The 20,164-nt window shown below is 67.4% G+C and carries 20 protein-coding genes; 11 read left to right on the top strand and 9 right to left on the bottom strand.

Annotation, left to right across the window (positions count from 1 at the left end; all coding sequences use genetic code 11):
- Positions 1 to 66: 66 nt before the first annotated feature.
- The 5 genes from nuoN to HDA45_RS23800 all read left to right on the top strand — a co-directional run bounded on the left by nuoN (position 67) and on the right by HDA45_RS23800 (position 5,207).
- Positions 67 to 1,632, top strand: a complete 1,566-nt coding sequence (gene nuoN / locus HDA45_RS23780) for an NADH-quinone oxidoreductase subunit NuoN (protein WP_184898808.1) — start codon at positions 67 to 69, stop codon at positions 1,630 to 1,632.
- 145 nt (positions 1,633 to 1,777) lie between these two features.
- Entirely contained in the window at positions 1,778 to 2,098 is a 321-nt protein-coding gene (locus HDA45_RS23785; protein ID WP_184898810.1) for a hypothetical protein, read from the top strand.
- Between the two features lie 113 nt (positions 2,099 to 2,211).
- Entirely contained in the window at positions 2,212 to 3,696 is a 1,485-nt protein-coding gene (locus HDA45_RS23790) for an alpha/beta hydrolase (protein ID WP_343072136.1), read from the top strand.
- An 87-nt stretch (positions 3,697 to 3,783) separates the two neighbouring features.
- On the top strand, positions 3,784 to 4,332 hold the full coding sequence (locus tag HDA45_RS23795) for a hypothetical protein (protein WP_184898814.1): 549 nt from the start codon (positions 3,784 to 3,786) through the stop codon (positions 4,330 to 4,332).
- Positions 4,333 to 4,469: 137 nt separating this feature from the next.
- Positions 4,470 to 5,207 (top strand): helix-turn-helix domain-containing protein, encoded by a 738-nt coding sequence (locus tag HDA45_RS23800; protein WP_246480770.1) that lies wholly within the window; start codon positions 4,470 to 4,472, stop codon positions 5,205 to 5,207.
- On the opposite strand, the gene HDA45_RS23805 is transcribed toward HDA45_RS23800, so the two are convergent.
- The 4 genes from HDA45_RS23805 to HDA45_RS23820 are packed head-to-tail and all read right to left on the bottom strand — an operon-like array spanning position 5,204 to position 8,333.
- Positions 5,204 to 5,956, bottom strand: a complete 753-nt coding sequence (locus tag HDA45_RS23805) for an ESX secretion-associated protein EspG (protein ID WP_184898818.1) — start codon at positions 5,954 to 5,956, stop codon at positions 5,204 to 5,206. The genes HDA45_RS23800 and HDA45_RS23805 overlap by 4 nt on opposite strands.
- A gap of 27 nt (positions 5,957 to 5,983) precedes the next feature.
- Positions 5,984 to 7,285, bottom strand: coding sequence for a hypothetical protein (locus HDA45_RS23810; protein WP_184898820.1), 1,302 nt, complete (start codon positions 7,283 to 7,285; stop codon positions 5,984 to 5,986).
- On the bottom strand, positions 7,285 to 7,911 hold the full coding sequence (locus HDA45_RS23815; protein WP_184898822.1) for a DUF3558 domain-containing protein: 627 nt from the start codon (positions 7,909 to 7,911) through the stop codon (positions 7,285 to 7,287). The genes HDA45_RS23810 and HDA45_RS23815 overlap by 1 nt, the downstream gene beginning before the upstream one ends.
- The gene (locus HDA45_RS23820; protein ID WP_184898824.1) at positions 7,911 to 8,333 is read right to left on the bottom strand and encodes a hypothetical protein; all 423 of its coding nucleotides are present in this window, start codon (positions 8,331 to 8,333) and stop codon (positions 7,911 to 7,913) included. The genes HDA45_RS23815 and HDA45_RS23820 overlap by 1 nt, the downstream gene beginning before the upstream one ends.
- Positions 8,334 to 8,632: 299 nt before the next feature.
- On the opposite strand from HDA45_RS23820, the gene HDA45_RS23825 reads away from it, so the two are divergent.
- Genes HDA45_RS23825 through HDA45_RS23835 form a run of 3 tightly spaced genes read left to right on the top strand, consistent with a single transcriptional unit; the run spans position 8,633 to position 11,729 of the window.
- A complete protein-coding gene (locus tag HDA45_RS23825; RefSeq protein ID WP_221471226.1) occupies positions 8,633 to 9,778 on the top strand; it encodes a hypothetical protein in 1,146 nt (381 codons plus the stop codon).
- Positions 9,779 to 9,804: 26 nt separating this feature from the next.
- Complete coding sequence (locus HDA45_RS23830; RefSeq protein WP_184898826.1) at positions 9,805 to 10,992, top strand: AAA family ATPase; 1,188 nt, start codon at positions 9,805 to 9,807, stop codon at positions 10,990 to 10,992.
- Positions 10,989 to 11,729: an HNH endonuclease gene (locus HDA45_RS23835; RefSeq protein WP_184898834.1), complete on the top strand. Its 741-nt coding sequence runs from the start codon at positions 10,989 to 10,991 to the stop codon at positions 11,727 to 11,729. Before HDA45_RS23830 ends, HDA45_RS23835 begins: the two co-directional genes overlap by 4 nt.
- On the opposite strand, the gene HDA45_RS23840 is transcribed toward HDA45_RS23835, so the two are convergent.
- Positions 11,705 to 12,340, bottom strand: coding sequence for an SRPBCC family protein (locus HDA45_RS23840; RefSeq protein WP_184898836.1), 636 nt, complete (start codon positions 12,338 to 12,340; stop codon positions 11,705 to 11,707). The two genes, HDA45_RS23835 and HDA45_RS23840, sit on opposite strands and share 25 nt — an antisense overlap.
- A gap of 114 nt (positions 12,341 to 12,454) precedes the next feature.
- Entirely contained in the window at positions 12,455 to 13,114 is a 660-nt protein-coding gene (locus HDA45_RS23845; RefSeq protein WP_184898838.1) for a hypothetical protein, read from the bottom strand.
- Between the two features lie 179 nt (positions 13,115 to 13,293).
- Here HDA45_RS23845 and HDA45_RS23850 point away from each other — a divergent pair, with 179 nt between their 5' ends.
- Positions 13,294 to 13,599, top strand: coding sequence for a DUF6204 family protein (locus tag HDA45_RS23850; protein ID WP_184898840.1), 306 nt, complete (start codon positions 13,294 to 13,296; stop codon positions 13,597 to 13,599).
- An 11-nt stretch (positions 13,600 to 13,610) separates the two neighbouring features.
- Here the strand turns inward: HDA45_RS23850 and HDA45_RS23855 are convergent, their stop codons facing one another.
- Positions 13,611 to 14,546, bottom strand: coding sequence for a neutral zinc metallopeptidase (locus HDA45_RS23855; RefSeq protein ID WP_184898842.1), 936 nt, complete (start codon positions 14,544 to 14,546; stop codon positions 13,611 to 13,613).
- A gap of 159 nt (positions 14,547 to 14,705) precedes the next feature.
- Between HDA45_RS23855 and HDA45_RS23860 the strand changes: the two genes are divergently transcribed.
- Positions 14,706 to 15,731 (top strand): polyprenyl synthetase family protein, encoded by a 1,026-nt coding sequence (locus HDA45_RS23860; RefSeq protein WP_184905958.1) that lies wholly within the window; start codon positions 14,706 to 14,708, stop codon positions 15,729 to 15,731.
- A gap of 13 nt (positions 15,732 to 15,744) precedes the next feature.
- Positions 15,745 to 17,043 (top strand): sunset domain-containing protein, encoded by a 1,299-nt coding sequence (locus HDA45_RS23865; protein WP_184898844.1) that lies wholly within the window; start codon positions 15,745 to 15,747, stop codon positions 17,041 to 17,043.
- A gap of 66 nt (positions 17,044 to 17,109) precedes the next feature.
- On the opposite strand, the gene HDA45_RS23870 is transcribed toward HDA45_RS23865, so the two are convergent.
- Positions 17,110 to 18,177, bottom strand: coding sequence for a thiamine pyrophosphate-dependent enzyme (locus HDA45_RS23870; RefSeq protein ID WP_184898846.1), 1,068 nt, complete (start codon positions 18,175 to 18,177; stop codon positions 17,110 to 17,112).
- The gene (locus tag HDA45_RS23875; RefSeq protein ID WP_184898848.1) at positions 18,174 to 20,081 is read right to left on the bottom strand and encodes a 2-oxoacid:acceptor oxidoreductase subunit alpha; all 1,908 of its coding nucleotides are present in this window, start codon (positions 20,079 to 20,081) and stop codon (positions 18,174 to 18,176) included. Before HDA45_RS23875 ends, HDA45_RS23870 begins: the two co-directional genes overlap by 4 nt.
- Positions 20,082 to 20,164 lie beyond the last annotated feature (83 nt).

The raw sequence follows: 20,164 nt of genomic DNA on the forward strand, positions 1-20,164 counted from the left end.
GGAGGTCTGTCTACGTGAACACGGGTGCGCCCTCCTCATAGGCGCCGTACAGGGAGGCAAGTAACAGTGCTCTTCTTGACTCAGGCGCCACCGGTGCAGGTGCCGTCGATCGACTACTTCGCCGTCACGCCGATCCTGATCATCCTCGGCGCGGCGTGTGTCAGCGTGCTGTTCGAAGCCTTCCTGCCCAAGCACATGCGGTGGCCTTCGCAGGTCTTCCTGTCCCTGCTCGGGATCGGCGGGGCGGGTGTCTTCCTGGCCTGGTACGCCAGTTCGTCCGCGCCGAAGAACGGCGTCACGACCTTCAGCGGCGCGATCGCCGTCGACCGGCCGTCGCTGTTCCTGTGGGGCACGCTGCTGGCGCTGGCGCTGGGCGCGCTGCTGCTGATCGCGGACCGCTCGGTCGAACCGGGCGGCGCGTTCGTCGCGCAGGCCGGTATCCGCCCGGGCACCGTGCAGGACCGCGCGCAGGTCGGCACCACCGGCATGCAGACCGAGGTCTTCCCGCTGACGCTGTTCGCGCTCGGCGGCATGATGGCCTTCGTCGCGGCCAACGACCTGCTGACCATGTTCATCGCGCTCGAAGTGCTGAGCCTGCCGCTGTACCTGATGTGCGGTCTCGCCCGGCGGCGTCGCCTGCTCTCGCAGGAAGCCGCGGTCAAGTACTTCCTGCTCGGCGCTTTCTCGTCGGCGTTCTTCCTCTACGGTCTCGCGCTGCTCTACGGCTACGCGAACTCCGTGCAGCTGTCGGACATCGCCAACGCCGCCGCCGGCTCGGACCGGTCGGACACGCTGCTGTTCGCCGGGCTCGGACTGCTCGCGGTCGGCCTGCTGTTCAAGGGTTCGGTCGGCCCGTTCCACACCTGGACCCCGGACGTCTACCAGGGCGCGCCGACCCCGGTCACCGCCTTCATGGGCGCCTGCACCAAGGTCGCCGCGTTCGGCGGGATCCTGCGGGTGTTCTCGGTGGCGTTCGAGTCGACCAGCTGGGAATGGCGCGGCGTGCTCTGGGGCGTCGCGATCCTCTCGATGCTGATCGGCGCGGTGCTGGGCCTGACGCAGACCGACGTGAAGCGCATGATCGCCTACTCGTCCATCGCGCACGCCGGATTCCTGCTCATCGGCGCGATCACGATGACCGAGGAAGGCCTGTCGAGCACGCTGTTCTACCTGCTGGCCTACGGCTTCACCACGCTCGCCGCGTTCGGTGTCGTCTCGCTGGTGCGGGACTCGAACGGCGAGGCGACGCACCTGTCCGCGTGGGCGGGGCTGGCCAAGCGGTCTCCGGTGCTGGCAGGCGTGTTCACCTTCCTGCTGCTCGCGCTGGCCGGTATCCCGCTGACCAGCGGTTTCGTCGGCAAGTTCGTGGTGTTCTCGGCGGCCCTGTCCGACGGTATGGCGCCGCTGGTCGTCATCGCCCTGATCTTCAGCGCCGTCGCCGCGTTCTTCTACCTGCGGGTGATCGTGCTGATGTACTTCTCCGAACCGGCACCCGACGGCCCGACCGTCACCGTGCCCGGCGCGTTCACCACGACGGCGATCACGCTCGGCGTCATCGTCACGCTGGTGCTCGGCCTGATCCCGGCGTTCGCCCTCGACTGGGCGGGCTCGGGCGGCTTCGCCCTCAAGTAGTTCTTTTGCGTGTGAAGGCCCTCTCCACCTCGGTGGAGGGGGCCTTTCACTTGGGTAGAACTACTCGACTTGCCCGGCGAGGGGTCCGCAAGCACGCTTCTCGCGTCATAGTGTGGTCACGTTGTCACGCTCGGGGAGGGGTGCGATGTCAGGCGGGTATGAGATCGTCTTGACGGCGATCGAGTCATCGGCCGGCGCGGCGAAACGCGCGGCCGAAGTGGTCCGGCCGACGGATCTCGCGGCGGGGTTGACCGGCGTTTCAACGGGCCTGCCAGGCGGGGTCTCCGGTGAAGCGGCCCGGCTGCTCGCCGACGCTTGGGGCCGGGCGGTGCCGACCTGGGTCGAGAACGTCGACGCCTACTCGGCCCAACTGGACCAGGCCGTGGCGCGATACCGGTCGAACGAGCAGTCAGCCGTTCACGACCTGCACCCCGTGGCCCCCGGTGGCGGTCGGAGGCCGGTCTGATGGTCACGTGGGCCGACGTCCGCCGATGGGATCCGGCCGCGGTGGGCCGGGTCGCGGACGACCTCACCGCGTGGTGCACTCGGATCATCGGCGCGAACGACGACATCGAGTCGATGGCGCGGTTCGACGGCTGGACCGGCGACGCGTCCGTCGCCGCTTCGACCCGGGGAAACTCGCTGATCACCACCGTGGAGCAGCTGGTCGCGCAGGCGTCGGCCGTCCGCCGTGGTGCGCATGAGGTGCAGATCGCGCTCGAGCGGATCAGCGCGTTCGTCCGGGAGACCGAAGAGCTCGCGCATCACTACGGGCTGACGATCGGTGACGGTTGTGTGGTGCCGATCCCCGGCCAGCCACCTCTCGCGCCGGGGATTCAGGCGGAGATCACGGACAAGGTCGAGCAGATCCTGCGCCGGGCGGCGGACGTGGACGCGGATTTCGCCGCGATCATGACCAGGGCGATGCGCGGCGAGATCAGTGAACAGGGTGTCGGCACCCTCGCCCAAGCCGCTGACGTCGGTGCCGCGCAGAGCGGCCTGTCGATCATCGGACCGCCCGAGGGCGGCACGCCGAGCGACAACAAGGCGTGGTGGGACAGCCTGTCCGACACGGCGAAGGTCGCTTTGCTGCAAAACGCGCCGGACCTGATCCGCAATCTGGACGGTGTCCCGGTGGTCGATCGCGACGCGGCCAACCGCGCCGTTCTGCAACGGGAGATCGACCGCCTGCAAAGCGAAGCGACCGAGATCTCGCGCGCCAACCCGAACGATCCGCGTACGCCTCATCAGGGTGACTGGCCGGGGAAGGAGAAACTCGACGAAATCGCGGCGAAGTTGGACGGTCTGCGGGCGATCCAGGGGCGTCTTGATCGTCCGGGTCCTGGTCAGCAGCAGGCGTTTCTCGTGGGACTGGACGTCAGCGGGGATGGCAAGGCGATCATTTCGGCGGGGAATCCTGACAGGGCGAGCAATGTGGCGACGTACGTTCCTGGGACCGGGGCGGATCTGGCGGGGATCAATGGTGAGATGGTGCGCTCGGACCGAATGGTCGATGCTGCCGCTCAGGCAGGGTCGCCTTCAACGGCCGTTGTCTCGTGGGTCGGCTACGACGCTCCAGATGATGTACTGCCTAACGCAATGAGCGAGAGCTACGCGGATAACGCGAAGAAGGACCTCGACCGTTTCCAGGACGGTTTGCGAGCGACGCATGAAGGTTCTCCGTCGCACAACACAGTGATCGGGCACAGCTACGGAACCACGGTGATCGGGCACGCGGCCCGTGACGAGCAATTGGCGGTGGACGACATCGTTTTCGTCGCGAGCCCTGGCGTCGGAGTGAAGGAAGCCCACGAACTTGGTCTGCCCGCCGATCGTGTCCATGCGACGGTGGACCGAAACGATCCGATCCAGCTGGTCCCGGTACACGGGATCGAGCCGCAATTCTTCGAGGGCGCGGATGTTTTCTCGTCGGGCGGACGGAACGAGCCGCCGCCTTCGAGTTGGGAAGGCTACGACGACGCCGCGCATTCGCAGTATTGGGATCCTGAGAACAGGGCCCTGGACAACATGGGCCGGATCATCGCCGGTAAGCCCACTTACTAGCACAGAAGGAAATCCATGCGGTGGAGGATGCCGGTGGCGTTGGCCGCGCTGGCAGTTTTGGCAGCCGGTTGCACTGGAGGGAACGACATGAAGCCGACGATCACGATCGTGCAGGCCAACCAGAAGGTCACTGACTACCTCACGCAGGTACGGGTGGCCTTTCCCGCCGAAGCACGATACAAGCTGACGGCATCAGAGGAACACGGCCCCTGTCTTGACCCCACTGATGGCGGTTCGGGTGAGCGTGTCATCGCCACGCGTACTTTCCAGATCTTTGATTTGCCGAAGGAAAACATTCCGTCGTACTTCACGGCGGTGAAGGAGTGGGCGCAGAGTCACAACTTCCGCATCCTGGACAACAACCCGCCGAACGAATATCTGTGGCTTGAAAACAACTCCGACTCTGTCCGGATGGCGTTGAAGGCCAATTCTCTTGGTGGTCTTTACTTGATTGCCACGTCGCCGTGTGTCTGGCCCGACGGAACACCCGCTCCCGAAGCCGCTGCTCCGGAAGCTCCGAAGCCGGAAATCCTCGCACAGCCGGAACCGCCGGTCCAGAAGCCGCGTAGGACCCGGCCGCCTGTGGACGACGAAGACTTCGCGCAGACCGATTGGACCGATGAAGACACCTATTGAGTAGACGACTTGCCGTCGTGCACGTGGCAAGGTCGCTCGCCTGGAGAAGGGGAGCGATGCCTAAGCCGAAGCCCACACCGCTGGCTCGGGGACTTGCCGAGGGACTTCGAGTCGCGCGGAGAGAAGCCAGACTGGCCATGACCGAAGTGGCCGACAAACTGGCTTGGTCCCAGTCGACGATCAGCCGTCTCGAAACCGGAGTGCGCGCCGCGTCCATCGAAGAGGTGTCGGCTCTGCTCGCGGTCTACCGGATCACAGGGGCGCGGAGGGACGCGCTGCTTGAGATGGCTCGCGACGTCGACCGGCCGAGCTGGCTCGAGACCTGCCGCGATGGCGTGCCGTGCCAGGTGAAAACCCTTGCGCAGTATGAAAAAGAGGCCACCAGAATCATCGAGTCAGGCAGCGCGATGGTGCCCGCCCTTCTGCAAACGCCCTCCTATATGAGGGCCGCGCTGGTCGCGATCGGTGTTCCGGCCGAGGAAATCGAAGCGCGGCTGGAACGCCAGAAGGTGCTGGAGTGGAAGAAGCTGGTCGCCTACCTCGACGAGGGAGCCTTGCGACGGCAGATCGGCGGCACGCGGATCATGGCGAATCAGGTGCGGCATCTCGTCTCGATGGCTCAGCGGCCCTCCGTCGAACTTCGGGTCTTCCCCTTTGAAGCCGGCGGGCACCCGGGGATGAGCGGCGCCTACGTCCTGCTCGAACTCGCGGACAGGTCACCCGTTGTGAGGCTGGAACACCAGCGGTCGGGAGTGTTCCTGCACCGCGCTGTCGACGTCGAGCCCTATGCGCGGTCGACGGTTCTGTCGAACGCGGTGGCGCTGGACCCGGCGCGATCGAAGCGCCTGATCGAGAGCCTGGTCCCGCCCGCCTAGTGGTCGAGGCTCGCCCGTAGCGCGGCGACCTTCTGCGCCAGCAGCGTGGGTTCGCCGGGCAGAACGGTGATGTACCGGTTCGAAGGTGAGCCGCTCACGTGCATGGCGACACGTCCGGCGTCGAGGTCCAGATACGTCAGGCCGTCGACGGCCTCGGTGCGTCTTCCCCCGTCAGGACGTTTGGCCGCGGCGAAGAACCCGACACCGAAGTACGGCTGCTCGAAGACCTCGTCCAGACGCCGTGCGTCCCGGCTTCGAGACCCAGGCTCGTCGTAGAGGTCGTTTCCGGTGTCGAGCTTGAAGTCGTCCTGCGGCAAGGAGAACGGGGCGAACCGCGCCGGTGGGTACTCGGGCAGGTTCATCACGAGGGCCGCCGCGCGATCGGTGGTCCGCACGCCTTTCAGCCACACTCGGCTTCCTTCGCAGATCGCGGTCACCGCAGCACGCCCGCGGACGGCGACGAGCACGCCGTACTGTTCCGTTTCCGTCCGCACGGTCGCGTAGTACTCGGTGTTCGGCCGGTCGAGTACGTGCAGGACGTCCTCGAAGTCACTCGTCAACCGTTTGCCCTCGGTGAACCCGAGCCCGCCGAGCTCCTCGAACGCCGCCCGGTCTTCGCCGTTTTGCGACGACGGCGGGATGTAGCGCAGGCCGCCCGCGAAGATCAGATGCGGATCTCCGCAGCCGACGTGACGGAACGCGGTCAACAAAGTGTCGAGCGTGATCTCGACCGGGCGCGCGAGCACCACGTGTCTCCCTCCCCTGGGACTGTGGCGCTAGCTCTTCTTTTCGCCGATCACCGGTGGCGTCGGCTTCTCGGTGAAGCCACCGAAGGTCTCGTCCGGATCCGGGTTCTGGAGGTACGCCGGAGCCTTCTTCTCCTTGTCCTCCTCGCCCTTCCCTCGGCTCGCTCCGGGTGCCATCGGCATCCCGTTGGCCCCGCCACGGCCCGCTGCCCCGGCGGAACCCGCCGTACCACGGCCACCGACGCCTTCACCTGGCATCCCGGCGCCGCTCCTGCCGCCCATGCCCGGCTGCCCCGGACCACCTGGGACTCCGCCTCGGAAGCCGCCTCCGGCGACGGCAGGTGGTTTGCTGCCCGTTCCCGGGCCGCCGAGCCCGGTTCCTGGCCCGCCGGTGACCGGCCCTCCGGTCCCCGGACCGAAGGGGCCATACCCGGGCGGGAAAGTGCCGGGCGGGTTGTAGGAGGTCGGTGGCCTGCCATTCGGCCCGAAGTCGAGGTTCGCCGCCGGTGGCACGACCGGCGTGGTCTGGGGCGGCGTGTAGGAATTTGCGCGGGTGCCGTCGTCGGGCTGCTGGTGTGCGCCGGGCTGTTGGCCCGGCGAGTGCTGACCCGGTTGGGGGCCTTGTCCGGGCTGTGGGCCGCTGTCGGCGGGACCGCCCTGGCCCGGCCCTGGCGCGTTGACACCCGGCCCGCTTGGCCCACTGGGTCCGCTAGGTCCTTGATAGGGCTCACCGATTCCGGGATCGCGCCTGTCGTCGCCGAACCCCTTGGCCGCCGGTTTCCCAGAGCCACCGTCGTCCATCGTGACGCTGCCGCCTGGGTCGGTGAGCTGTGCGTACTGAGCGGGCAACTCGTCGCCATTGGAAGTGCTGGCCGAGTGGTAGGTCGCGAAGGTGTCGATGTTGTGCTGACTGTCGGCCTGGTAGCCCTTGAGCTTGTCGAAGTAGCCGACGGGCTTGCCCTCCATCAGGTCGAGCGCATCCTGAGCGGTGGGCTGGGGCTGCTCCGGCGGCACCGGCTTGACGGAGTTCTTCGCCGACCCGAACGCGCCCATCTGCGCGGTGATGGCGCTCTGGGCGCGAGCCAGGTGCATCGCGTCGTCCATCGATGCCTCGACGAGCGGCTTCGTCGCATCCGCTGCTGCACTGCCGGACGCACCTTGCCAACCGGCCATGGTCTTCTGCGCGAGTGCGGTGAGCCTCTGCGCACGTTCGTGGTGCCGCTGGGTCAGATCGAAGGCGCCTTGCTGGGCGTCGGAGAGCGAGCCAGTGCCTTTGCCGCCGGTGACCTGTTCGTAGATCTGGGCGGCAGTAAGTGGTGCTTCCGCGGCCATCAGTTGCCTCCGCGAATGGTGGCGAGGACTCTGATCGCCGCTTCGCGTGCTGCGTTGCAGGGGTCTTTCTTGCCGATGTTGGCCTCAGACTGCTCAAGTACGACGTCGATGGTCTCGTTATCGCTGGTTCCTAGTGCGACTGAGCATCGGCCTCGAGATGTTCGCTCATCCTCCGTGCCGTACGCGGTGACCGGGTATCCGGCGATAGCTTCGAGCGGTTCAAAGAGTTTGTAGGGATTCCCCTTGGCTTCGTAGACACTTGTCATACCTCGGTCGGGTGACTTGCTGAAGAGCACGTTGACTCGAGGGCGGGTGGCAGCTGGCGGGGACCACCTACAGGAGGGGCCGGAAGCGCCATCTAGCCGGTCCGTGGTTTCTGCCTCCGAGCCGAGAATTTCCTTGGCTTGTATTTCGGTAAGGGCGTTGCAGGGCGCCTGCTTGATCTGCGTCAGGTCGATTGAGCTTGCGACCTTTGGTACGCCGGGACCCGGGAGTTGTCCTGTTGTGTTCGAGGTGGTCGGGCCATTGCCGTCACTGGTGGGTGTGGGCTTGCCGTCAGTGGTAGGTGTCGAACACGCGGAGAGGGCAAGCGTGGCTGCGCTGAGAACTAGGACGGTACGTCGCATCAGGCGATGCCCTTCGGCTGTTGGTTGATGACTGAAGTGGCGTGGTCTTCCGCAGTGGCGTACTTGCCGAGGGCGGTCACGTACTTCTTTGCCATGTTCTCGCAATAGGAGATGCGTTGCCTCAGAGTCTCCTCGAGTGCGGCGCCAGACAGCCGAGTGACCTTGGCGTTGTCTCCGCTGGCATACTCTTTTCCCGGAGGCATGGCCCTCGCGACCTTGCCAGCGGCATCGAGGTCGTCGATGTACTCGTTGGCCAGGTCACGCCACTCCGCCACCAGTTCGTGAAGGGTCGCCTCGTCGTACTTGAACCCCGCCCCTTCGGCAACCGGTGTCCCGTAGGTGCCACCGGTCGGTGGGGCTTTGCAGATCGAGCCGGGGTTGAAGCCCGGTGTGTAGACGGGTGGCTGGTCAGACACGGCCATGCACCCCTGCCGCCCCGAATCGATCCCCGCTGCATGGGCGAACCCGCCCCGAAGTCACCGTCGTCATGTGCCCCTCCCGTGGCTACAAGGCGCGTCTCCCCGATGCCCCCTGCGTAATCCGACGCCGGGAAGATTACCAGGGTTCCCGTGGCGAGGAACCCGCCTGCATAAAGTCACACTCCCCACTGAATAGCGTCACGGATCACAGTGACTATCCGTGAAAACCATTCAGGTGAACCCTCCTTGGAAAGCAGGGTTCTTCCTGGTGGTCACCACGCTGAATTCGCATACTCTGCGTAATGAAGTTCCGAAGAGTGATTCTCGGCGCGGTACTTGTCGGCCTATTGGCGGCTTGTACGGATTCCGTGCATACGCCCCCGCCGCGACCACAGTTTCCGAAATGGCAGCCGAACCAACCGCGTCCCGCCGATCGCGACGAACAGGCCGTCGGCGCGGCCCTCGCGGCACTCGATTTCTGTGAGCTGATCGACCTTGCCGCGTACGACCGTAGGAAGGGTGGCGACACTCGGCCCGTCACGCGCGAGCCCAAGGTCAAGGACAGCAGGAAAACCTGCACGCTTTACCGCGACGGCTACGAAGACCTCGTCCGCGTCCAGGACAAGGATCCGGGCCACGCGTGGCTCCGGAACGACGGTGCCGTGGTCGACCTCGGCGGCGTCAAGGCCTATCAGGTCGAAACCCGTCGTGACGGCGGTGTCAGCGGCTGTGCGATCACAGTCCCGGTCAGCTTCCAGCGCGCGATCGAATTCCAACTCGGGATGAGCCGGAGCAAGGACTGTGGTCTCCTCCGCGACTTCGCCACCGCCGGCGCCGCGAAGCTGTCGCGTGATCTCGTCTACCCACCGGACGGTCAGGACAACGGCCGCGTCGGCGCCTGCGCGAACTGGGTTTCCACCAGCAAGGGTGAGAACTGCGACCCGGCCGTCGACGTCCAGGTGCCCGCGGGTGCGGAGCTGGCCCTCGCCGCCGGGGCGGCGGATCCGAACGTCGAGTGCGCGGTGTTCCGCGACGCGGTCAAGAAGACCTTCGGCCAGGACTTCGAGCCGATCGCCACGCCGGGCTCCTGCTACTTCGTCGAGCCGAAGCACCGGCTTCAGATCGAGGCCGGGGCCACTGCGAACGGCGGCGCGCCGGGGGAGTGGCTCGCGGATCCGAACAAGACCTACAAGGACCACCGTCAGACCTCGTTCAGCGGCAATCCGGGTGTCACGTTCCGTTCGAAGGACGACGGTGAGTTCTCCCTTTACGTCTCTCCGCTCGGGAACCTCGACGCCGTCGGGCATGTCCGGCTGAAGATCACACCCGAGCGGGAACGCGGGATCGACGACTGGGATCGGTCGAAGACGGTCACGACCGTGGACGTCGCCAAGGCACACGCTGTGATGGAACTGGCGATGGCGACCCACTTTCGGACGACCAGGTGACGTCCGCGCCGTCGTAAGCTTCCTTCATGTACATCGAGCGGGTCCGGCTGGAGAACATCCGCGGCTTCAGCGGTGCCCGCACCGTCGACCTGCGGTTACCCGGCCCCGGCTGGGTGGTGCTCGCCGGTCGCAACGGCTCGGGCAAGACGTCGCTGCTGCGCGCCATCGCCGTCGCGGCGGCGCCGGACGTGGCCTGGGGATTGCTGTCGGACGCCGGCAGCTGGATCTCGATGGACCAGACCTCCGGGTCGATCGAGCTGTCGGTGATGCGCGAGGAGGGTCCGGCGCCGGTCGAGGTCCGCTGGCTCGACTCCGGTCTGTTGCCGATCTCGGGACTCCCACCCGGCCAGCCGTTCTGCGCGGCTTACGGGCCTTTCCGGCGGCTCGCGGGCGGTAGTGGCGAGGCCGAGTCGTGGATGCGCGGCGCGGGATCGCTGGCGCGGATGGCCAGCCTGTTCCACGAAGACGCCTCGCTCGCCGAGGGTGTCACGTGGCTGATCAACCAGCATCTCCGTGCCCTGGAAGGGAAAGCGGGCGCTCGCGAGCTGAAGGACGCGGCGCTGGAGATCCTCGGCGACGGGCTCCTGCCCGGCGGTTACCGGATCCGGGACGTCGATTCGGACGGGCTCTGGGTCGAATACCGGGGTGACAGGTTCCCGCTGCGCGAGATGAGCGACGGCTACCGCACGGTGACGGCGCTCGTGGTCGACCTGCTCAAACAGCTCGACGGCGCGGGCCTCGACCATGAGAGTCCCGGTGTCGTGATCATCGACGAGGTGGACGCCCATCTCCACGTGTCGTGGCAGAAACGCATGGGGCCGTGGTTCAAGGCGCATTTCCCGCGAATCCAGTTCATCGTCACCACGCACAGTCCCTATGTCTGCCAGGCCGCCGATCCCGGTGGGCTCATCCGGCTTTCCGGGCCGGATGAGGAGGTTCCGCCGCGTGTGGTCTCCGAGGAGCTGTACGAGCGGGTCGTGTTCGGCACCGGGGACGACGCCGTGCTGTCCGATCTCTTCGGCCTGGACACGCCCTATTCGCCGCAGGCCGTCGAACTGCGGGAGCATCTCGCCGAGCTCGAGTTCCAGGTGGCGTCGGGGCGGGCGGACGCGAACGGTGTCCGGGAGTGGGAACGCCTCCGGGACATGTTGAGCAGCTCGCCGCCGAGCCGGGTGGACGAGGTGGCCAGGCGGTTCGAGGCCGACGATCGGTGATCGGGATCCGCCGGATCGCGCTGCCGGGGCGGGTGGTGGCCGATCTCGAAGACCTGACCGCGCGGATCCCTTCCGGTGACAGCAAAGAAGCTCGGCGGCTCTGGCGGGTTTCCCGCGCCGTGCGGCGTTCTTTGCGAGCGGGCCTCGACGTGATGGCCGCCGGCCGTGGGTACTGCATGTACTGCGGTGACGGGCTCGGGTCCACTGTGGACCACTTCGAGCCGATCGCGCGGAATCCGGGGCGCGCGTTCGACTGGCTCAACCACGTGCTCGCGTGCGAGTACTGCAACAGCCACCACAAACGCGACCTGTTCCCGGTGGACGCCGACGGCAACAGCCTGCTGATCGACCCGACCGCCGAAGACCCGCTGGACCACCTGTTCCTGGTCCTGTCGATCGGGACCTACCGTCCGCTGACCGAAAAGGGCGAGCAGACCATCGAGGTGTGCGGCCTGAACCGCGCGCAACTGGCGCGCGGACGGGAGACGGCGGTCAATCAGGTGGGCGCGCTCGTCACCGGGTGGTGGACCGCACGCGAACTGGGCGACGACGTGAAACGGCGAGCGATGGCCTGGACGCTGCTCGACCAGCCGCACGCCGACGTCCTCCACGCGATGCTCCGGCAGGCGGGGATGCCCGGAGCCCGCGCGGTGTTCCGGGCGGACGACGAGCTCATCGATCTGCTCCGCGCCCCGGAACTCGCCGAGGACCTTCAGCTCTCCGGCGGCGCGGTGTAAGCGGTCAGGGTGGCGTCGGCACGCGTGCGAGCGGTGTCCGCGTCGGTGCCACTGGCGACGTCGGTCTCGTACCAGGCTTCGTTGCTCAGGGTCATGAACCGGACGCCTTCTTCGCTGGTCATCCAGGCCATGGCGGCCTCGGGATCGGCGGCCTCACCGGATTCGAGGTGCAATGCGAGCCCGTTGAGCATCATGTCCCAGCCGATGCCGACAGCACCCGGCCCGAACTGGTTCCAGTGCTCATTGGGGACGGCGGTGTGGTCGAGTTCGAACCGTGTGCGGCCGTCGGCTTCGGCGCTCAGCCGGACCTCGATCCAGCTGACGTCGCCGCCGTACTCCCAGGTCGCGGCGAAGCTCTTCGGCGGATCGCAGCTTTCGACCGTGCCGCCCGCGTTGCCTTCGAGTTGGTATTTGCCGCCCGCGCGCAGATCGCCGCTGACCGGCAGGAACCAGCGCGGGATGCGCTCGGGGTTGGTGCAGGCGTCCCACAGATCGTCGAGATCGGTGTCGTAGACCTGGCTGACGGTGGCCGTCACCGCCTCGCCCGCTTCGACCACGCGCTTGTCCAGCTTGCGCTGGACGGAGTTGATCTGGCTGGTCACGTCGACCATCGGTGCCCTCCTCGGCTCGGTTGCCGCCAAGGTATCAGCGTTGACTTATATAAGCCAGAACAGAAAAGGGGCGCCCGGCAAGGCCCCGGGCGCCCCTTTCCCTGGCGGGATGGTTTATGGAGTGGGGGAACAAGCCGCGCGCCCGATGACCACTTCACCGGTGATGCCGGAGGCGGGCGCGAACTTGATCCGCAGCATGGTCAGGCCGATGCTGCCGTTGCCCGGGAGGTGCTGTTCGTTGAAGATCGCTTCGGCGAGCAGGGTCCCGTCGGATTTGGTGAGCGGCTTGACGTAGCCCACCGGCACCGGCTTCGGCAGGGTGCCGAGTCCGGACGCGCCGCCGTAGGTCCAGCTCGCGCTCGTTTCCCGCTGCGTCGCCGAGCAGGAGACCGTGTAGTCCCCGATCCTGATGCGCGGCCCGCGCGCCGAGACCAGTGCCGACAGTTCGAAGTTCTTGCCCTTGGCCTCGGACTTCGTCGTGGTCACGTCGTTCGCCGGGTCGACGACCGTGGTCGTGCAGGTCGTGGTGCCGCCACCGAACGTGATGCCGGTCTTGCTCACGGCCCCGGACGAGTTGGCCGTCGGTCCCTCGACCGCGCAATCGGCGAGCGACGAAATGGAGATCGGCGCCGAGTTGCCCTTGGTGAAGGCGGCGGAGCCGAGTGAGGCCACGCCGTCCGGGTTGGCCGCGGAGGCGGGCGTCACTCCGACGGCGAGACCTGCCAGCAGCAGCGCGCCGACGAGGCCGGCCCGGCTTGCGATGGTGATGCGCATGGGCTTCCTCCTGACGTGATGGAGAGCGAGCCGGATCGGCCGTTCTTCCCTTTGTGATCACTATCTGCGTGTCGGATTCGACCGTTGCGTGCGTGACGGTCGTTTCACTCGACCGTGGATCATGGACACCCATTGGATATTCAGGTTCGTATCCAGATACAGGTCTGTATATTCGACTCATGCCGACCTACCGCGTCCTCGTCAACGGCAAGTTCGACCACCCCGACGCCGAAACCCGCGCCCGGCTCCTGGCCGGGTTGGCTCACCACCAGGCGATCGGGTTCACCGAGGACGGCCTGCTCACCTACAGCGCGCACCTCGGCGCGTTCACCTTCCGCATCACGCTGCGAGGGGAAGAGGAGCGCGACGTGCTCGACGAGGCCGAGTTGAAGGTGATGGAACTCCTGGACGCCAAGGGGTACCCGTACCGCGACGTCGCGGGCAAGGCGACGTGCATGGACGACATCAAGATCCGGCGCCGCTAGACCTCAGCCGGTCAGGAAACCTCGCTCGCCGGCGCGGCGAAGGTGTTGCAAGCCGAAGTGTCCGTGGCCTTCAAGCCGCGTTTCTGCCACAACGCGGCGCTCTTCGACGAGCCATGGGTGTCGCTGCTTTCGAACGTGCTCTGCCTGAGCTGGGAGACCAGCCCGGCGCCGATCGAGCCGCGGCCGGCGGCGTTGGCGAGGAACATCGCGCTGAAACAGTCGGCTTGGAGCTCGAGCCGCCTGCTCAGGTCGAGGATCTTCGGCCGGTCGCCGTCCGCCTCGCGGTAGAGCGAGTCGTGCTTCGAGAGGATGCCGGACTGTTCCTGGACGTGGTGCCCGTACTCGTGGGCGAGCAGGAACAGCTGGGTCAAGAGGTCGGGGCCGCCGTCCGCGAGCTGCCTCGGCGACGGGACGAAGATCGTCGCGCCATCCGAGCAGTAGAAGCCCATGGCCTCCGAGGCGGGCGGCGGAGGGCCGCACGCGGTGTTCCCGACGTCGTCGGCGTTGACCGCGACCGGGATCCGCGGTTCGCCCGCCTGGGTCAGGGCCGGATGCCACGCCTGCTCCAGGCAGGGGATCAGCGCCCGGTAGAACGCTTCCAGCCGCTCCTTCGTGCCGCCGAGTTTCGGCAGCTCACAAGTCACTTTCGGGATGGTCACACCAGGGGCGACGAGCGGGTTGCCCGCCGTCTCGTACTTGCGAGTCGGCACCGGTGGCCGCGAGACCGAAGGCGCGGAGGACGGTGAGACTGTCGGCTGCCGGGGCTGGACGGCGCCCGCCTTCGACTCCTTCATACCGCCCACGACCAGTACGGCCACGACCAGCATCACCGCCATGAACACGGCGAAGAGGATGACGGTGAGCCACACCGTCGAACGCTGCTCCCGGTGGTCATCGGCGGGAGGCGTCCATGCCGGTCTTTCGCCGGAATCGTCCGGTCTTTCCATGGTGTTCCCCCAGTTCGCGCCAAGGTCGGCAGGATACTCGGCGGGGGTGTCATGTTCGTCACCGTTTCCCCTGGACAGCACGTCAACAGGGCTCAGTGGGTAGCCACTACGCTGGAAGCAATCCCGAACGGTGTCAAAGAGAGCGGAGCCGACGTGTCTGTGTCTTCACCTGCCCCAGGTGGTGCCATCGAGGACCTGCGCGCGTCCGTGGGGCTCCAGATCGCCGATGAACAGCTCCTGCGCACGCTCGCGACAGGCCTCGCCGACGTCGAGACGCTGCTTCGCGACGTCGTCCGCAGTGACGTGAAGGCCGTCGAGGACGCCGCTTCGCACCTGGTCGAGGCGGGGGGCAAACGTTTCCGTCCGCTGTTCACGCTGCTGGCCTCGCAGTTCGGGCCGAAGCAGGGTGACCAGGTGGTCATCGCCGCCGCGGCGGTCGAGCTGGTGCACCTCGCGACGCTGTACCACGACGACGTGATGGACGAGGCGACGATGCGCCGCGGCGCGGAGAGCGTCAACGCCCGCTGGGACAACACCATCGCGATCCTGACCGGCGACTTCCTGTTCGCGCACGCCTCGCGGCTGGTCGCGGACCTCGGCACCGACGCGGCCCGGATCATCGCCGAGACCTTCGGCGAGCTGGTCACCGGCCAGATGCGCGAGACGGTCGGCCCGGCCGAAGGCGACGACGCGGTCGAGCACTACCTCACGGTCATCGCGCAGAAGACCGGTTCGCTGATCGCCACTTCCGGCCGTTTCGGCGGCATGATGTCCGGCGCTCCCGACGAGTACATCGACGCGCTTCGCCGCTTCGGCGACATCATCGGCACGGCGTTCCAGATCTCCGACGACGTCATCGACATCGCGTCGGCCTCGGACGAGCTCGGCAAGGCGCAGGGCACGGACCTGCGCGAAGGCGTCCGCACGCTGCCGATGCTGTACGCGCTGGCCGACCCGGCCACCGACCCGCGTCTGGTCGAGCTGCTGTCGGGCCCGATCTCCGACGACGAACTCGTCGCCGAGGCCCTGGACCTGCTGCGGGCCTCGTCCGGACTCGAACGCGCACGCGAAACTCTTTCCGACTACGCTCGTCGGGCGCGTGCCGAGCTCGCGTCGCTGCCCGCGTCGCCAGCCCGGGACGCCTGCGAATCGGTCGCCGACTACCTGGTCGCGCGAACGCATTAAAGGGGCAAGATAGATGTCCATTTTCGGACAGGTTTGGCTGTGGAGCCTGCTGGCGTTCGTCGTCGGCGCGCTGCTCACCTGGCTGGTACTGGTGCTTCCCGCGCGCAAGCGCATCCGTGAGCTGGAAAGCTCGCTGGCCACCGTGCACGCCGAGACGTCCCGGCTGCCCGCCGGGGTGAGCCTCGGCGCGGGAGCCGCGGCCGCCGCGGGCGGGACGGCGTACTTCACGAAGCCGTCGGACGAAGAGCTGGACGAAGAGTTCGCGGCCACCGAAGAGCCTCAAGTGCCGAAGCCGGCATACCCCGAGACCCTCACCGAGCACGAGCCCGCGCAGGTGTGGTCCGAACCTGTCCAGGAGCAGGCCCCGGAGCCTGTCCAGGACGTCATCGAAGAGCCCGAGCACGTCTCCGCCCCGACGCGGACCTTCGAGCCGGAAGACGAGTACGAGGCCGAGTACCGCACCGCACCCGAGGCGGAGCCCGAGCCCGATCCGGAACCCGCGGCCGAGCGGACGCAGTTCATCCCGGCGGCCCAGCTGGAGCCGGAACCCGAGCCGGAGAACCCGTACGCGGCCGCCGCGACCGAGTACCTCCAGCCCGCGTCGAAGCTGGACGTCGAGCCGGAGCCCGAGCCGATCCCGGCCGCGGACGGGCCGTACCGGTCCCGCCTCGAGATGCAGCTGGACCCCGAAGGCGTCGAGACGCAGCCGGAGCCGGTCTCGCTGTTCAACCCCGCGTCGCGCGTCGACACGGAGCAGGCGCCCGTCGAGACCAACTGGTTCGAGCGGGAAGAAGAGCTGCAGGATCCGCCCGCGTACGCCTTCGGTTCCGACGAAGAAGCGCAGGCGGGTCTCCTCGATTCGGAGCCCGAGACGCCCGCCGAAGCCACCCAGGTGCTGCCGAAGCGCACCCCGAAGGGTGTGGTGCGCGGCGGTTTCGAGCCGCCGCAGCCGATCCAGCCGTCTATGCGGGCGATCGAACGTCGTGAGCCGGATCTGTCCGGTGGGCAGAGCGGTTCGCTGTTCGAGCCCGCCGTCCAGCCGGGCGACGCGATGCCCGCCCCGGAGCCCCCTCCCGCGCGGCAGGCCGCCGCTCCCGTCTCGGAGTCCGTCCCGCCCGGCCCGTTCGGTCCCGGTTCGGCGATGCCGCGGCCGGGCGGTGGCCGCCCCGCCGACGACTTCGCGGTCAAGGCCAGCGTGACGGCCCTGCGGTACTGCACCGAGGACTCGCCCCAGTTCCCGAAGATGGTCGCGGAGGTCTGGTTCCGCTCCTCCACCGACGCGGAGCGCGTGGGCTTCCGGCCCCTCAGCTGAAACGCGTGAAGGCCCCTGCCCTCGACTGAGCCGAGGGAAGGGGGCCTTCACGCGTTTGAGGACCGGCTAGCTGACGACGGTCCAGGTGTCCTTGCCGCGCAGCAGTCCCTGCAGATCCGGTTTGCGCGCCGCGCGGGCCGTCTCGACCTGGGCACGCGCCTGGTCGTCGTATGTCGGCCGCTCGACCTGACGCAGGATGCCGGTCGGCACGTGGTTCAGGTTCTGGTCGCCGATCCGCGAAAGCGCGAACGCATACGCGGTGTCCTCGATCGCCGGGTCGTGCACGACGAGGTTTTCCTCGCCGATGTTCGCGACCTTCCCGACCTCGAGCCCGCCCCAGCCGCCGCGCGTGACGCCGAACTCGGCCTGCGGCCCGAAGCGGATCGGCTCGCCGGTCTTCAGCGGGATGAGCCGGGCGGCGGCCTCGTCCTTGTCCTTGAGGACGTCGAAAGCGCCGTCGTTGAAGATCGGGCAATTCTGGTAGATCTCCACCAGCGCCGACCCGCGGTGTTTCGCGGCGGCCTCCAGCACCTCGGTCAGGCCCTTGCGGTCCGAGTCGAGCGCGCGGCCCACGAACGACGCCTCGGCGCCGATCGCCAGCGAAAGCGGGTTGAACGGGGTGTCGACCGAGCCCATCGGGGTGGACTTGGTGACCATGCCCGGCCCGGACGTCGGCGAGTACTGGCCCTTGGTGAGGCCGTAGATCCGGTTGTTGAACAGCAGGATCTTGATGTTCACGTTGCGCCGCAACGCGTGGATCAGGTGGTTGCCGCCGATGGACAGCGCGTCGCCGTCACCGGTGACCACCCACACCGACAGATCCGGCCGCGCCGTGGCGAGCCCCGTCGCGATCGACGGCGCGCGGCCGTGGATCGAGTGCATGCCGTAGGTGTTCAGGTAGTAGGGGAACCGGGACGAGCACCCGATACCCGAGATGAACACGATGTTCTCGCGCTTGAGGCCGAGCGTCGGCAGAAACGACTGCACGGCGTTGAGCACGACGTAGTCCCCGCAGCCGGGACACCAGCGGACCTCTTGGTCCGACTTGTAGTCCTTCGCCTTCTGCGGTTCGGTTTCGGCCGGAACGAGGTCCAAGCCGCCGAGTGTGGGAATCCCCAGGTCAATCGCGGTCACTTCGCCGCCTCCGTACTGGTGATGATCTCCGTGAACACGCCTTGCAGCTCTTCGGCCTTGAAGGGCAGCCCCGCGACCTTCGTGTACGACTTCACGTCCACGAGGTACTTCGCCCTCAAGAGCATCGAAAGCTGGCCGAGGTTCATTTCGGGGACGACCACGGTGTCGTACGAACGGAGTACGTCACCGAGGTTGCCAGGGAACGGGTTGAGATGCCGTAGATGCGCCTGCGCGACCGGCATGCCTTCCTTGCGGACGCGGCGGCACGCGGCGCCGATCGGCCCGTAGGAAGAGCCCCAGCCGAGCGCCAGCACCCGTGCCTTGCCGCCGCTCGGATCGTCGACGACGAGGTCCGGGACGTCGATGCCGTCGATCTTGGCCTGGCGCAGGCGGACCATCTTCTCGTGGTTGTCCGGGTCGTAGGAGATGTGACCGGTCTTGTCGGCCTTCTCCAGTCCGCCGATCCGGTGCTGCAGACCGGCGGCGCCCGGCACCGCCCACGCTCGGGCGAGGGTCTCGGGGTCGCGGACATACGGCCAGAATTCCCCGGAACCGTCCTCGGCATTCGGCTCGGTGGCGAATTCCACCCGCAGATCCGGCAGCGTCTCGACGTCCGGGATCAGCCACGGCTCGGAGCCGTTCGCGATCGCGCCGTCCGACAGCAGGAACACCGGGGTGCGGTACTTCAGCGCGATCCGGGTCGCCTCCAGTGCCGCGTCGAAGCAGTCCGCGGGGGACAGCGGCGCGACGATCGGGACCGGCGACTCGCCGTTGCGGCCGAACATCGCCTGCAGCAGATCGGCCTGCTCGGTCTTGGTCGGCAGCCCGGTGGACGGGCCACCACGCTGCACGTCGACGACGACCAGCGGCAGCTCGGTCATCACCGCGAGGCCGATGGCCTCGGACTTCAGCGCGACACCGGGTCCGGACGTCGAGGTGACGCCCAGCGCACCGCCGTAGGAGGCGCCGAGTGCCGCGCCGATGCCGGCGATCTCGTCCTCGGCCTGGAAGGTGAGGATGCCGTAGTTCTTGTGCTTGGACAGCTCGTGGAGGATGTCCGAAGCCGGGGTGATCGGGTACGTGCCCAGCAGGATCTGCAGGCCGGACTGCTGCCCGGCGGCGACCAGCCCGTACGCCAGCGCGGTGTTCCCGGTGATCTGGCGGTACGTGCCCTGGTTGAGCTTCGCGGGCGCGACCTCGTACGTCGTCGCGAACGACTCCGTCGTCTCGCCGTAGTTCCAGCCGGCGCGGAACGCCAGGATGTTGGCCTCGGCGATGTCGGACTTCTTGGCGAACTTCTCGCGCAGGAAGCGTTCCGTGCCCTCCGTCGGCCGGTGGTACATCCAGGAGAGCAGCCCGAGCGCGAACATGTTCTTCGCGCGTTCGGCGTCCTTTTTGGACAGTCCGGTCTCTTCGAGCGCGCCTCTGGTCAACGTCGACATGGCCACCCGGTGGACTTGATAGGCCGAAAGGGTGTCGTCGTCGAGGGGGTCGTTCTCGAAGCCGACCTTGACCAGGTTCCGCTTCGTGAACTCGTCGGTGTTGAGGATGATCGTCCCACCTGACGGGACGTCGGCGAGGTTCGCCTTCAACGCGGCGGGGTTCATCGCGACCAGGACGTCCGGCCGGTCGCCCGGCGTCAGGATGTCGTAGTCGGCGAAGTGCACCTGGAAGCTCGAGACGCCCGGGATGGTGCCCTGTGGCGCGCGGATTTCCGCGGGAAAGTTCGGCATGGTGGACAAGTCGTTGCCGAAGGCGGCCGCCTCCGAGGTGAACCTGTCGCCCGTCAGCTGCATGCCGTCACCGGAGTCGCCGGCGAACCGGATGACCACCCGGTCCAGCTTGGCGACCTCGGTGGGCCTCACGGCCGACAAGGAGCTGTTGCCGTTCGCACTCGTGCTCATAGGTCAGGGATTCCCTCTCTCCCGACGTGCGTCGTCCCCGGCAGCGCCGGAGATCCGGTCCTCGCCCGGCGATGTCGGCCAGG

This window comes from Amycolatopsis umgeniensis (assembly GCF_014205155.1).
Taxonomy (GTDB): Bacteria; Actinomycetota; Actinomycetes; order Mycobacteriales; family Pseudonocardiaceae; genus Amycolatopsis; species Amycolatopsis umgeniensis.